General features: G+C 63.2%; 14 protein-coding genes. 2 read left to right on the plus strand and 12 right to left on the minus strand.

Annotated features, from left to right (window positions below; translation table 11 throughout):
- Positions 1 to 224: 224 nt before the first annotated feature.
- Positions 225 to 866: a flagellar biosynthesis protein gene (locus ACO550_RS33060; RefSeq protein WP_315598842.1), complete on the minus strand. Its 642-nt coding sequence runs from the start codon at positions 864 to 866 to the stop codon at positions 225 to 227.
- Between the two features lie 453 nt (positions 867 to 1319).
- Here ACO550_RS33060 and ACO550_RS33065 point away from each other — a divergent pair, with 453 nt between their 5' ends.
- Positions 1320 to 1532: a hypothetical protein gene (locus ACO550_RS33065; RefSeq protein WP_315598843.1), complete on the plus strand. Its 213-nt coding sequence runs from the start codon at positions 1320 to 1322 to the stop codon at positions 1530 to 1532.
- Between the two features lie 52 nt (positions 1533 to 1584).
- Here the strand turns inward: ACO550_RS33065 and ACO550_RS33070 are convergent, their stop codons facing one another.
- Positions 1585 to 2139: a hypothetical protein gene (locus ACO550_RS33070; RefSeq protein ID WP_315598844.1), complete on the minus strand. Its 555-nt coding sequence runs from the start codon at positions 2137 to 2139 to the stop codon at positions 1585 to 1587.
- A gap of 137 nt (positions 2140 to 2276) precedes the next feature.
- Between ACO550_RS33070 and ACO550_RS33075 the strand changes: the two genes are divergently transcribed.
- Entirely contained in the window at positions 2277 to 2408 is a 132-nt protein-coding gene (locus tag ACO550_RS33075) for a hypothetical protein (protein ID WP_315598845.1), read from the plus strand.
- A 12-nt stretch (positions 2409 to 2420) separates the two neighbouring features.
- Here ACO550_RS33075 and ACO550_RS33080 read toward each other — a convergent pair whose 3' ends face one another.
- The 10 genes from ACO550_RS33080 to bcsE all read right to left on the minus strand — a co-directional run bounded on the left by ACO550_RS33080 (position 2421) and on the right by bcsE (position 12677).
- Entirely contained in the window at positions 2421 to 3137 is a 717-nt protein-coding gene (locus ACO550_RS33080; protein WP_315598846.1) for a diguanylate cyclase, read from the minus strand.
- Between the two features lie 32 nt (positions 3138 to 3169).
- Positions 3170 to 3559: a DUF1987 domain-containing protein gene (locus tag ACO550_RS33085; protein ID WP_315598847.1), complete on the minus strand. Its 390-nt coding sequence runs from the start codon at positions 3557 to 3559 to the stop codon at positions 3170 to 3172.
- Positions 3560 to 3583: 24 nt separating this feature from the next.
- Complete coding sequence (locus tag ACO550_RS33090; RefSeq protein WP_315598848.1) at positions 3584 to 4156, minus strand: SiaB family protein kinase; 573 nt, start codon at positions 4154 to 4156, stop codon at positions 3584 to 3586.
- A 31-nt stretch (positions 4157 to 4187) separates the two neighbouring features.
- A complete protein-coding gene (locus tag ACO550_RS33095; RefSeq protein ID WP_315598849.1) occupies positions 4188 to 5453 on the minus strand; it encodes a SpoIIE family protein phosphatase in 1266 nt (421 codons plus the stop codon).
- Positions 5454 to 5539: 86 nt separating this feature from the next.
- On the minus strand, positions 5540 to 5752 hold the full coding sequence (gene bcsR / locus ACO550_RS33100) for a BcsR/BcsP family cellulose biosynthesis protein (RefSeq protein WP_315598850.1): 213 nt from the start codon (positions 5750 to 5752) through the stop codon (positions 5540 to 5542).
- Positions 5749 to 7308, minus strand: coding sequence for a cellulose biosynthesis protein BcsG (bcsG, locus tag ACO550_RS33105; protein ID WP_315598851.1), 1560 nt, complete (start codon positions 7306 to 7308; stop codon positions 5749 to 5751). Before bcsG ends, bcsR begins: the two co-directional genes overlap by 4 nt.
- A gap of 37 nt (positions 7309 to 7345) precedes the next feature.
- Positions 7346 to 9931, minus strand: coding sequence for a UDP-forming cellulose synthase catalytic subunit (gene bcsA, locus ACO550_RS33110; protein ID WP_485995083.1), 2586 nt, complete (start codon positions 9929 to 9931; stop codon positions 7346 to 7348).
- Entirely contained in the window at positions 9928 to 10716 is a 789-nt protein-coding gene (bcsQ, locus tag ACO550_RS33115; protein WP_315598889.1) for a cellulose biosynthesis protein BcsQ, read from the minus strand. The genes bcsA and bcsQ overlap by 4 nt, the downstream gene beginning before the upstream one ends.
- On the minus strand, positions 10713 to 10907 hold the full coding sequence (locus ACO550_RS33120; protein ID WP_315598890.1) for a hypothetical protein: 195 nt from the start codon (positions 10905 to 10907) through the stop codon (positions 10713 to 10715). The genes bcsQ and ACO550_RS33120 overlap by 4 nt, the downstream gene beginning before the upstream one ends.
- Positions 10908 to 10910: 3 nt before the next feature.
- Positions 10911 to 12677 (minus strand): cellulose biosynthesis protein BcsE, encoded by a 1767-nt coding sequence (gene bcsE / locus ACO550_RS33125; protein WP_485995084.1) that lies wholly within the window; start codon positions 12675 to 12677, stop codon positions 10911 to 10913.
- Position 12678: the final 1 nt, after the last annotated feature.

Consider the following 12678-nt stretch of genomic DNA (forward strand, 5'->3'; position numbering starts at 1 on the left):
AATCCCCCTCTCTCCGCCAGAATACAAATGCCCGCGTCAGCGGGCATTTTCGTTCCCGGAGAGAAGCAGGCCAACAGTTTGGCCTGCGCGGGGTATTCGAAGGGATTCGCCTGCAGGCGAATCCGCGGCCTGCGCCCGTGTAGGCGAATCCCCCTCTCTCCGCCAGAATACAAATGCCCGCGTCAGCGGGCATTTTCGTTCGCACGGGGGTGACGCAACTCCCGTCAATGCGAAAGCAACGTCTTGGTTTGCTCCGCGATCGACGCCAGGCCCTTTTCCACAATTTCCTTCCACTCGCTGGAAGACGCTATCTGGCGCGACTCGGTCACGCGGGTCTTGATAGTTTCCTGTCCGTGCAGGCCGTCGATATTGCCGTTCAGCTGCAACTCGGATTTGTGATTTACGCTGATGGCCCAGAATCCTGGCTGGAACCATGCCCAGAAGTCGATGATCTTCGCGTTGACCGGCGCGGCGGCTTCGAAGTTTGGATCGCCTTTGTTCACGACGACATAGCCGGCTTGCTGGAAGCCAGTGGCGAGGGCCTTTTCCACGAGTCCCGAGACTGTCTTGCCTTCTGGCAGCACGATGTCACCAAGCGCTTTTCCGTAGCTGTTTCGCTTTCGGCCAATTGCACGGGCCCTGGACGTATCGCTATTGTCTTCGTCAGGATCCAGCGACGCGATGTCTGCGGTAGGTGGCGCGGCCTCGAACGTGCGCTTGTCGAGCACCGATTCGATGCGCACATATTTGCCGGTTGCGGGGTTTGATGCTTGAGGTGCCGTGATGTCGACGGTGCCGCGGCCAACGGCGCAGCCAGCAAGAATCGATGCAGCGAGGCCATAGGCCAGCAAGCGGATAGTCAGCAAGTCAATCTCCAAAGACGTTTGTGTATAACCCTTTGGTCTCGGCAATGTTCGCCTCGATCTTGACCCCGCTTTAGTCGGGGCTGCCTGAATCCTCGGCAACGATCAGCCTCCAAAGACAAAAAAAAGCCCGCTGCGCGGGGCGAGCGGGCCGGGATGAATGTCATGGGGTCAATCATGACTGGGCTTGATTGTCTGCTAATGTATGGTGTCCTGTCTGCCCCACAGGCGAGGGGAAAATGTCAGCGCAGCCGGACATGTCGGCCAGTGATTGGTATGGATTCGCACAGCTGTTCGATGTAACGCGGTTTACGCTCGCCCACCGTGCATCTATAACTTCAGGAAGGGTGGTCGCGAAGGAGAGTGAGCGGCCGTTGCGCGCGTCGAGCCCTGGCTTGTTCCGGATGTCATTGCTGACTGACCAACCGTTATGCCGCATCTCGGGGAGTGCAAATCATGCTGCTACGCAAGTTTGCTGGATTCCTGATGTTGTTGACGCTCGCTGGCTGCTTGTCGCGCCAGACCAATCATCTGTTGCCGGCCGCGCCCGAACCGCCGCGAATGTCGTCGCAGCAGTCCTCGCAGCCGCGTGACGACATGCAGATTCTGCCGCCCACGTCGGCCGGCGCCACGGCACTTGCGCGAGAGCCGGCGCCGGCGTCACGGTAGTAAAAGCGCGGTGCCGTCACGAACCGCCGCTCGTGTCGTTGCGCGCGGTCCGCTAATCCAGCTTGTATGGCGCCCCGGCGCGTGCCTCGGCAGTGGCAGTTGCAGTATTCCTGCCCGATTCGAACGCACCGATGATGCTTGAGCTGATCGTCGCGTTCAGGCTTGCCAGTCCGATGAGCGTGGCACACGCGGCGATCCAGATGTTCCATCGCAGGAACTTTGACTCCTTGCGCATTTCGGTCATCTCTTCGCGGATCCCGGCGACCTGGATCGTGAAGTGTTTCAGCTGATCATTGAGCCGTCGATCGAATGCCTTGTCTGAATCGCTCAATCTTCGGTCCATCTCGGCGAGTCGCTGGTCAAATCTGTGGTCCATTTCGGCAACTCGCTGTTCGTACTTGCGGTCCGACTCGGTGATTCGCTGGTCATACTTGCGGTCCATCTCGGCAATTCGCTGGTCGAACCTCGCGAAGTTCTGCTGCATGGATTCGTCGATCCGTCGCACGGATTCGTCAATCCGTCGCAAGTGGGCATCGAGTTCGCCCCGCGTGATGCCATTGGTGCGATAACCCGTTGTATTTGTGCGATATCTTGTTTGCCTGCGCATGATGTTCCGTCGCCTCCGGTTGAAATAGGTTCAACCTCGACTGTCGCTCTTGTCGCCAGGGCAAGGCTATAAGACAGTTCGCAAAATGTGGCCGTGACGCCTACCATGCAAGGGTCCGATCGAGACGGAGCCCTTGCATGTCGAAAGAAAGCTCAGGTATTGCCTTCCCGACGCTGATTGCCTTTGCCGTGGCCGGCATGGCGTTTACCGCGTCGCTGGTGCTGGCCTACTATGCCACGCATCCCGAAAAACTTGGCAGACGGCCGTAAGCCTGCGCGCGATCAAGCCGTAAGAGCCTGCGTCACGCGGTTGCGCCCGCCACGCTTGGCTTCGTAGAGCGCCTCGTCGGCACGCCCGTAGGCGTGCTCGAACGTGCGTCCCTGCGCGGACCAGCTGACGCCAAAGCTCGCGGTGACCTGCCGGTTGATGGGGGAGGGGAAACAGTAGCCGGCAATCGCATGGCGCATGCGCTCGGCAAGGTCGAGTGCTTCGGCCATGGTAAAGCCGGGCAGCAGCGCCGCGAACTCCTCGCCGCCCACGCGCCCAATCGCGCCTTCCGCACGCACCGTATCCTTGAGGCAGGCCGTCACGCCGCAAATCACGGCGTCGCCCACCGGATGTCCGAAATCGTCATTGAGCCGTTTGAAGTGGTCGATGTCGAGCACGATCAGCGCCAGGTTGCCACGCGCCAGCGCGGCCGACGCGCGATCGATCACGGCACCGCGATTGAGCGCCCCGGTCAGCGTGTCATGCGTGGCTCGATACTCGAGTTCTTGTGCGAGTTCCTGCAACCGGTGGTTGAGCCGGTTCATTTCCAGTTCCTCGCGGTCGCTGCGGCGGATCAGCCGGCGTGTCTCGCGCATCAGCCGCTCGTAGTAGCTGATCAATTGCCCGAGCGTATGGCGATAGGCTTCCTCGCCTGCGTCGACGTCGCAGAACACGGCCCGGGCATGAGCCAGAACACTGTTCTCCGATTCGAACAGGTCGGGTTCCGACATGGTCGCGGCCGGTGGAATATCGCGAGGCGCGTTCAACTGCTGGCAGTGACTTCGTCGATGAAGTCGATGGCCGGGAAGTCGGCGTGCAGCTCCTGGCCAAACTCGAGGATCGTGTCGTCATCCTCATCGTGAAACCAGTGCAGGCGCACGTGATTGCCGCGCTCGGCGGCTTCATTGAGCGCGTCGAACATGCTGAACAGCATCTTGGTGCTGGAACTGTTGAAATAGGTCAGCGCCACATTGACGGTCACGCTGATGTTGTCGCTATCCGCCAGGTACTTGCGCAGGCGGGCAATGGCCTCGCCATAGAACACGGCGGCGTTCTCGGGATAGGACTCGCCTTTGAGCGAGAGCGTGTGCCGCGCGAAATCGAAGCTCACCTCGGGCGAGCTTGGCGTGGCGGCGATAAACAGGTTTTCCATGGCTGGCTCTGTGCGATCGGCGTGTCAGATGGTGGCGACGAGCTGGAACATCGTCGAGACCGGGTCCGTGTCGATCGGCTGAAAGTTGTATTCCAGGGGGGCGCTGGCATCGCGCGCCATTGTCAGGAAGCCAAGCCCGGCTCCCTTGCTGCCTTCCGGAGCTTCCGCGCGCAGCGACTGCTTGTAGGCGAGCTTGATTTCATCGAGCGTCATCGTGCGCACCTTCTCCAGCGCGCCCCGCAACTGCTCGACGCGTGCCGATGACACCGGGTTCGAGCACATCAGCCGATAGTGCTCGTCCACCATGCTGATGCATACCGAACCGTGGCGCAACTGGCCATCGGCCTGCGAGGGCGACGTCAGCGAGTCGGATGAGTAGTGCACGATGTTCTGTGCCATTTCCACAAAGGATGAGAACAGTTTGCGCCGCGTGGTTCCATCGACGCCGCTGACGGTAAGCTGCAGGCGCACCGCGTCGGACATGGCGGCGATAATGTTCTGCGAAAAATAGCCGACGTAGTAGAAGATCACGTTGCGTTCCCGAGCCATCTGGAAGAACGGCTCATATTCCTTGTCAATCGATTGTGCGGCGGTCATGGGCAGGCGGTGTGGCGCGCGGTGAACGGATTCACTGCGCGCGGAAGCAGAAGAAGGTCAGGTCGTCCCGGCGGCGTTGCTGTCCCTGCCAGGCGCGATGCACATCGAGTACGGACTCGCTGATCTGTGCGGCCGAGGCTTCGCGCCGTGCACAGATTGCTTCGCGCATGCGGCGCTTGCCGAAGGCGATTTCCTTCGGGCCGCCGATCTGGTCGATCAGCCCGTCGGTAGTAACGAACACCAGCGTGCCGGCCTGCATGGGCACCGTACTGTTGTGCCAGATGAAGTCCATGGTCGTGTCGACATAGCCAACACCCATCCGCGCGCCGTTGATCATCTCGCCGTCCGCCGATCCAGTCGAGCCGGGTGCGTCAGGCTGAAGTACGAACAGCGACGATTTGGCGCCCGCGAATGTCAGCGTGCGCGTGGCGTTGTCGAACCAGAAGAACGCGGCGTCCATGCCGTCGTCCGATTCGGATGCATCGGGAATCTGGCGCGTCTCGCGGTCGTTCTGCCCAAGCATCTGCTTGATGCCGCGGTTCACGGCCATCAACAGCGCGCCAGGATCGCGCGGTCCCATCTGTTCCAGTGCCTGTGTGAGTAGCGATGATGCGATCAGCGTCATGAACGCGCCCGGTACTCCGTGGCCCGTGCAATCGGCCAGCGCGGCGAACCAGCCGCCCTCGAACGCGGCAAAATGATAGAAGTCGCCGCCAACCACATCGCGCGGCTCCCAGACCAGTGCCGCATCGGGCAGCGTCGCGGCCAGCGATTCGCGCGAAGTGCGCAGCATCGCGCGCTGGATCGTGCTTGCATAGTCGATGCTATGCATGATCTGGCGATTGCGCTCGGCCTGCATGTCGGCCACCACGCGCATCAGTTGCAGGCCCTGGCCCAGGCCAATGTACTGGCCATCGCGGGCAATGATGAAGCCGTCGGCCAGGGCCTTCTCACCATACTCCACGGCACGGAACGTCAGGGCATCGATGCTCATGGCGGCATCGACGACGAGCGGCTCCTTGTCCATGAAGGCAATGCAGCTCTTGCGGTTGTAGAGCTCGCGGTGATACGGCTTGCTCATCTGCGACAGGAAGATCGACCGGTTGATCAGCCCGATCGGCTTGCCTTGCTCGGTGACCGGCAGGCAGTCCAGGTCACGGTGCAGCGTAAAGACTTCCAGTACGTCCTGGTTGGTCTGGTCCGTGGTGACCGAAGGCGTGGGCACGGCCAGATCCTCCGCGCAGGGCTGCCGGAAGCGCGGTCGGGCAGCGGAAGGGTCCACCAGGAAGCCGGACATGACGGAGGAAGCTGGGAATTGGAAGGTGGCCCAGAGTCTAGGCAGGCTTTATGTCAGTTCCGTGACGTTGCGTGACGTCCCGGGTCCTACTGGCGAGGGGTGGCGGCATTAGCATTTGCCGCCATTTCCAACCCCATCGCCGCAGCCAGCAATGGCCATCTACGTATCGCCTCGGCGGTTTCGATTTCGCCCTGCTGGTCGAAATAGTTGCTTCCGTCGAATCCATCCACATGCTGTGCCAGCGCGTCGATGTCGTTGTAGGCAATTGCCGCCTTGCGTGATGTGATGGCTTTGCTCATTTCTGTTCCACCCAGACGCCATCCGGGGTATGGATCACGTAGCCGTCGGTGCGCTTCATCGTGAGCGTGCCTTCGTTTTCGCCCACCATCTGCGTTTGCGGAAGATCGTCCGAGTAGTGCGACAGCGCTGGTGCACCCTGGCGGAACGGGCTGTCGGCCACGAGGTTGAACACCAGCTGCGAGAGCCCCAGGAAACTCATCGGCGCATCGATGGTCACCGGTTGCGGCGATTCGGTGCCCGGCAGCCCCACCAGCTTCACGCCGACTGGCACGTGGATGATGTTCGGCGTGGGAATCTCGCGCAGGCCCGAGATCTGGTTGCGATCGCCACGCAGCGCGGCGCCGTGCTCGGGAACGAATACCACCACGGCCTTGCGCCCCGACTTGCTGATCGTATCGATGATCCGGTCAACGTCGTCGAGCAGTGCCTTGAGGCGCAGCGGATATGACTCGATACTTGTCAGCCGCTTGCCCGGTAGTCGGTTGCCATCGTGCAGCGTCACCGTGTTGTAGTAGAGCGCCACCGGCTTCTTGTCTTGCGTCAGGCGCTGCTTGTACCAGTGGTCGAACGTGGCGAAGTCGCTCAATACCGGTGAATCGTCGAACGAGCGCATGGCCACGGGCACGCCGTCGGTCGATTCCATCTTGATGCCCGGCGTGCCGATTTCCTGTTCCACATAGGTGCGGAAATTGTCGAAGCGGCCGTCGTGGTTCATCAGGATCCGTGGCGTGAAGCCGGCCTGTGCCAGATCGGCAAACAGATGGCATTCAGCCGGCGCCGGATCATAGAGGCTCTTGTGCGGTTCCTGTCCGCACCCGGCGCGCAGCACGCGAATCGCCGCCGGGCCACTGTAGCTGGCGGCGGAGCTGAAGTTCTTGAACAGATAGTCGAAGCGCGCCAGCAACGGGTGGTTCAGGCTCTTGGCCGCATCGAGATCGTCCCACGACAGCGAGCAGATATGCAGCACGATGACGTCGAACTGCGCATCGGGACTGGCGGTCAGCGGCGCCACCGTGGCGTTGCGCTGCGCTTCCTGCTCGCGGAACGCGGCCAGGATGGCGTCGTAGTTGTTGGTCGCGTTGATATCGGCGCGCGGGCTATCCGCGGCGCGTGCCACCGCTGGTCCCTTGCCACCAGGCAGGTTGATCCCCAGCCCATACCAGAACGGCATGGCAAACAACGCAATCAGCACGAAGGTCGTGGTGCGGACCCAGCGGTTCACCAGCAGGTAGACCACCAGTACCAGCAATACCGCCACCACCAGTTGGACCGATACCAGCCGCTGCAGCAATTCCACCAGGTAGGCCGGTGTGAATTCGCTGATGTTCGAGAACTGCGCGATCACGCGTTCGAACGGTGGCAGCGTGGATTCGCGCCACGCCAGCGCGGCGCCAACGCAGATGGCCAGGATCTGGCGCAGCACGCGCAGCGGGCGCGATTCCATCGGCGCCACCAGCAGCAGCGCGAACACGATATTGAGGATCCATATCGGCTTCATCTGCCCGGTATGGAACAGGTAGAGCTTGGCGAGGAAGTAGAGGTTCCAGAGTCCCATGTCGTCTCGATGCAGGGGCAGAGTAGGTGCGATGCGCTCAGGGCATGCGCGACCGGCGTCGTGCGATGACCAGGTCCACGGCATCCATGAACGCGTCGTAAAGACGCAGCAAGCCCTGGTAGCCCATTTCAATGACTTCCTTGAGGCTGCGCAGCGGCGCATCCACGCGTTCGTCGTCAAGCCAGTCGATCCATGCGTCGGCCCGGCCGAACGTGCACTGGATCAACTGCGTTTCGCGTTCGACGGTCAGGTCGTCCATGCGCACGCCCAGGTGCCGGTTGACGTTGCGCGTGACCACCGACGGAAAGTGATAGGTGCGCGACCCGCGCGACAGGCATACACCCACGTGCGCGCCTTCCTGCAGCGGCACGTCGATCGGCAGCACCATGCCGAGCCCGCCCATCGAATAGTTCTCGGTCTTGCACGCCAGCGTGCGGCCATCGGGCAGCAACAGCGTGGCTGGCACGCGCATCGGGATGCGGTGCGAGACGCGCACCTGGCGTGCCTCGCGCGCGACACCTATCGCGGCACCGAGCATCATCAGGTTGAACACCGCCCATGCCATGTTCATCAGTACCGTGGCTGGCTCGTCGGTGCCCCAGAACAGCAGCCTTGCGATACCTGCCCCGAGTCCGATGACGTTCAGTGCCAGCAGGAACAGGTAAGGTTTGGAGATGGTCCAGTCCAGGTAGTCGTCGGCGATCTGGCCACCCTTGGCCGTGACGTTGAACTTGCCAGCCCGCGGGTTGATGAACGCGACCGTGGTGGGCAGCACGATGTACCACGCGAGCACCGATTCGTAGACCTCGGCCCAGAACGAATGCCGGAAGCGACCCTGCAGGCGCGAGTTGGTAATGTTGGCAACCAGCAGGTAGGGCAGCACATAGGCAGTGATCAGCAGCGCCGAAGTGTTGATCACGTGCAGCCCGAAATACAGGTAGGCAATCGGCATGGTCAGGAAGATCAGCCGCGGAATGCCATAGAAGAAGTGCAGCATCGCATTGCTGTAGCACAGCCGCTGGAAGAACTTGAGGCCCTTGCCGAACATCGGATTGTCGAGCCGGAAAATCTGCGCCATGCCACGCGCCCAGCGAATGCGCTGGCCAATATGGCCCGACAGGCTTTCGGTGGCCAGGCCCGCCGCCTGCACCGTGCGCAGGTAAGCGCTGTTGTAGCCAAGCCGGTGCAGCTTCAGCGCGGTGTGCGCATCCTCGGTCACGGTTTCCACGGCGATGCCGCCGATTTCCAGCAGCGGGTCTCGCTTGATCACCGCGCACGATCCGCAGAAGAACGTGGCGTTCCAGAAGTCGTTGCCGTCCTGGATCAGGCCGTAGAACAGGCTGCCTTCATTCGGTACGCGCCGGAACGTATCGAAGTTGCGTTCGAACGGGTCTGGTGAGAAGAAGTGGTGCGGGGTCTGAACCAGCGCGCAGCGTGGATCGGCAAGAAACTCGCCCATCGTCATCTGCAGGAAGGAGCGCGTGGGGATGTGGTCGCAGTCGAAGATCGCGATGTAATCGCCATCGGTCTTCGGCAGCGCCGCGTTGATATTGCCGGCCTTGGCGTGGCGGTTGTCGGTGCGCGTCAGGTAGCCCACGCCGGCGGCTTCAGCGAACTCGCGGATATGTGGCCGCCGTCCGTCATCGAGAATGAACACGCGCAGCTTGTGCGCGGGCCAGTCCATGCTGCGCGCCGCGAACACTGTGGGCTGGATTACGTTCAGCGACTCGTTGTAGGTCGGGATGAACACGTCCACCGTGGGCCATTGCTCGGGGTCGGCAGGCAGTGGCTTGGGCTTGCGATGCAGCGGCCATGCGGTCTGCAGATAGCCAAGTGCCAGAACAAACCAGGTATAGACCTCGGCGGCGTAGAGCACATAGCCGACCACGGCCTCGGTGGCGGTGGCGAACTGCAGCGTCTGGGTGGAGCGCCACCAGATATAGCGGCCCGCCATCAGCGTGGAGATGGCGATCATCGTCAGCGTTGCCAGCCGTCCCGGCACGCGGCGCACCACGGCCAGCACGAGCCATACCACTGCGAACAGCACGATCTGGTCCTTGAGCGGCAGCGGCGTGGTACTGACGATCATTACCGCGATGGCGGCCAGTACCAGCGACACCGGTACCACGAACGGAATACGGCCGACGCGTGCCGAGAGGCCCTCCGTTACGTACGCCACACGGTTCCAGTCCGGGCGCGGCAGTTGCATCAGGAACTTGTGACGCAGCCGCGCCGCGGCATGCCAGACCGGTTCGAGTACGCGGTCTAGCGACCTGCGCAACCAGCCCGAGCGGTCGGGTTCCGTGACGCCGCGCAGCTTGCGCGGATCGGCGGCCAGGCGCACCCGCGGCTTTGGCGGGCGGACGAATAGCCGCCATAGCCAGGTGCCGGCATGTGGACGCTTGCCGATGCCCAGCCGTGCCACGGCGCGACGATAGACAAGCGCGGACCATTGCGCCGGAATATCGGGCTTGCCGGGCCGCGGTGGCTGGAACACCAGACGCAGCAGCCAGTCGCCGAGATGCGGCACCGGACCGGTGCTGATGCCGACACCAAGCAGGAGCGCCAGGCGGTCGCGCGTCGACACCATCCATTGGCGCAGCCCTGGCATGCGTGCGTTCATGATGTGCTCCCGCGCTGGCCCTGACCTTGGCCCTGAGCCTGGCCAAGTTCCTCGGACTCTATCCAGGCCGACAGCCATGAGGCGACGCCGTTCAGGTCATGGGCGGCCTGTGAGTGTGGGGTGCTGCGGCTGAAGTTTTCGCTGCGCGCCAGGGCGTCGGCGACACTGCTGTCCTCGTGCACGTGATACGGCAGCATGTCCGCACCGAGCATTGCCTGCAGCATGGCAACGATGTCGACGTGCAAGGGCCGCGCCGGCTGCAAACGCGTGGCCAGGTAGCGCACGGCTTTGCCGCGTGCGGCAAGACTGTCGGTGAAGCGGCGCAGCGTCAGGCAGGTTTCCGGTTGTGCCGGCACCAGCGCAAGCACTAGGTCGGCGGCGTCGATCGCCTGGTTGGCGTAAGCCGAAGGCCATGGCGCGGTATCGATCAGCACCACGCCGCGTGGCGGCAGGTCGACCTGCCCAAGCTGGCGTGCGAGCCAGTTCGATGCCAGGCGCTCGATGGCGCCGAGTTCGGTGCTGTCGCCCCAGGGTACGAACAGCACGCCATCGTCACTGCGCTGGCCCGTCTTCGCCCATGCCATGGCCGAGGCTTCATGCAGGAACGCGCCAAGTCCTTCGGATGGAATCTCGCGCATGCCGAAGTGGAAGCCGAGCACATTGCGCGGATCGCATTCGATGGCCAGCACCTGATGCTTGCGCGATGCCAGCAGCGACGCCAGTTCGGCCGTCAGCGTGCTGCGGCCGGCGCCGCCCGTGGTAGAGACAATTGCCACGGTTTTCATCGACGCCCCTCGGCCTGGCGCTTGCCGCGAATCACCAGCGCTTGCGCTTGCGGCGGCAGACGCACGGCACGGCGTGGCCGCGCGGCCGACCAGCGTGGCAGCCAGCGCAGCAGGTTGAAGCGCCAGATCAGCCAGGACAGCGGCGCGGCAAGTATCAGTCCCCAGATGAAATAGCCGAGAAAAATGGGCATGGGTCAGTCCTGAGGTTTGAGTGGCACCGGGTGGTGTTGCGGCAGCGAGCGCGGCGCCGCGGCGGGCGTCGCGCGGCGCGGCGGTATCAGTGGCAGTGTCGGCGATGCAACTTCCGATACAGCTTCGGGGGCGTCGCGTGCAGCCGGCGCTTCGGAACGATGTTCGGTCTGCGCGGGCAACCACGTACTGTAGTCGGGCGGTGGATAGGTTGCGGCCTCGGCTTCGAACCGGTTCAGCACCGCGGTAATCGACTCGTTGTCGCCGCTGCGCAGATCGCCCTGGAACAGGTTGGCCATCGGGCGCCGGAATACGCGCTGGCATACCGCATCCACGTCGTCCATGCGGCAGGCGAAGAAAAACACATAGAGGCAATCGCTGCCGGCGGTGCAAAGGTCGCCCGCGCGATTCATATGGCAGGCACGCAATGCGTCGACATGCGCGATCTCGGGCAGCAATGGCAGCTGCAGCAACACATGCGGCAGGCGGACCATCCGGCTGCGCTCCACCGCATCACGCACCAGTGCGACAAAGGTCGATGCGGTGACATAGCCGCTGGTCGTGGTGGTCAGCACCGCCGATAGCGCGTTGTGATAGTCGGCCAGGATCGGCCTCGAGAATACTTGTCCCTGCAGGCCGTCGATGGTGGCCTGCATCCGCGCAAACGGGGTGCGCTGCGCGATCACGGCATTCGCGCCCAGGTTCAGCATCAACAGTTCATAGTGCTGGCGCATCGCTTCGCGATCTTCGCGAATCACGATCTTGAGTGCGCGTCCGGCACTGCGCCGCAAGCGGTGCACCTGACCGGCCAGCATTTCCAGGTCGCGGCTGCCCGCATAGTGCAGCACGGCGGTGGCCGCCACCGATTTGCTCGCGGTGGCAACCACCGCTTCGTTACTGTCGACCACGCGCCACGATTCGGGGATATGACGCTCGCGCAGCACCGCATCACGGCTCACGATCACGCGATCTTCATCGGGCGCCAGCATGCCGGCTTCCTCGATCGTGTCGCTATAGGTGTCGGACGCCACCATAAGCCGGTGTTCGTTTGGCGCAAAGCGCAGGCGGATCAGTTCGCCGGCCACCACGGCCTGGTTGTCGCGCCAGAACGCCACCTCCCAGGTGTACTGGCCTTGCTGCTGCGACAACTGCACGGCGCCGGCAAAGCGCCCGTGAAATCCCTGCAGGTCGGGTGCGGCGTGACCAGCCTCGAGCGTCGGCGGCGCCATCACCAGCAATAGCGCGCAGCGCTCCTGTGCGCACCAGTCGCCAAGGCGCGTGCCTTGCTGGGCCAGCGCGGGTGCATCCTGCCAGGAGAAGAATGGCTCGGCACCCTCGATCAGGAATGTGGTACCACGCGCGCCGCACTGTTCGACCAGCGCCTGCAAGACTTCCATCAGTGCTTCAAAGCCTTGCTTGCCGGGCTGTGGACGCAAGGCGCACAGGTTGGCGCGCGCATGGAGCGCACGATTCACGTCAATGTCGAGCCCATGTTCGCGTAGTGCGCCGGCAATCTCACTGGCATCGCGTGTGGACAGCACGCAGGCAGGGCCACGCAGCGCGCTGGCGGCGCTTTGCCAGAACAGCGCATCGCGTGCGGGAGATGGCTGCGCATAGACCACATGGGCACGGCCCGGCGTCAGCGTGGCCAGTGCGGGCGTCAGGCCCTCGATGGCCAGCATGGCGCGCGCCTGCAGTCGCGCGAGCAGCGGGGTGCGCGGGGATGTGGCGAGGTTGCGTGCGACGTCGTTCATCACGGAGCCCTGGCTCATG

The organism is Cupriavidus sp. (assembly GCF_057315035.1).

Excerpts from the sequence above, each read along its gene's own strand:
- ACO550_RS33065 (WP_315598843.1), top strand. The coding sequence starts at position 1,320 with ATGCTGCTACGCAAGTTTGCTGGATTCCTGATGTTGTTGACGCTCGCT.
- ACO550_RS33085 (WP_315598847.1), bottom strand. The coding sequence starts at position 3,559 with ATGGAAAACCTGTTTATCGCCGCCACGCCAAGCTCGCCCGAGGTGAGC.
- bcsR (WP_315598850.1), bottom strand. The coding sequence starts at position 5,752 with ATGAGCAAAGCCATCACATCACGCAAGGCGGCAATTGCCTACAACGAC.
- bcsE (WP_485995084.1), bottom strand. The coding sequence starts at position 12,677 with ATGAGCCAGGGCTCCGTGATGAACGACGTCGCACGCAACCTCGCCACA.
- ACO550_RS33120 (WP_315598890.1), bottom strand. The coding sequence starts at position 10,907 with ATGCCCATTTTTCTCGGCTATTTCATCTGGGGACTGATACTTGCCGCG.
- bcsQ (WP_315598889.1), bottom strand. The coding sequence starts at position 10,716 with ATGAAAACCGTGGCAATTGTCTCTACCACGGGCGGCGCCGGCCGCAGC.
- ACO550_RS33080 (WP_315598846.1), bottom strand. The coding sequence starts at position 3,137 with ATGTCGGAACCCGACCTGTTCGAATCGGAGAACAGTGTTCTGGCTCAT.
- bcsG (WP_315598851.1), bottom strand. The coding sequence starts at position 7,308 with ATGGGACTCTGGAACCTCTACTTCCTCGCCAAGCTCTACCTGTTCCAT.
- ACO550_RS33070 (WP_315598844.1), bottom strand. The coding sequence starts at position 2,139 with ATGCGCAGGCAAACAAGATATCGCACAAATACAACGGGTTATCGCACC.
- bcsA (WP_485995083.1), bottom strand. The coding sequence starts at position 9,931 with ATGAACGCACGCATGCCAGGGCTGCGCCAATGGATGGTGTCGACGCGC.
- ACO550_RS33090 (WP_315598848.1), bottom strand. The coding sequence starts at position 4,156 with ATGACCGCCGCACAATCGATTGACAAGGAATATGAGCCGTTCTTCCAG.
- ACO550_RS33075 (WP_315598845.1), top strand. The coding sequence starts at position 2,277 with ATGTCGAAAGAAAGCTCAGGTATTGCCTTCCCGACGCTGATTGCCTTT.
- ACO550_RS33095 (WP_315598849.1), bottom strand. The coding sequence starts at position 5,453 with ATGTCCGGCTTCCTGGTGGACCCTTCCGCTGCCCGACCGCGCTTCCGG.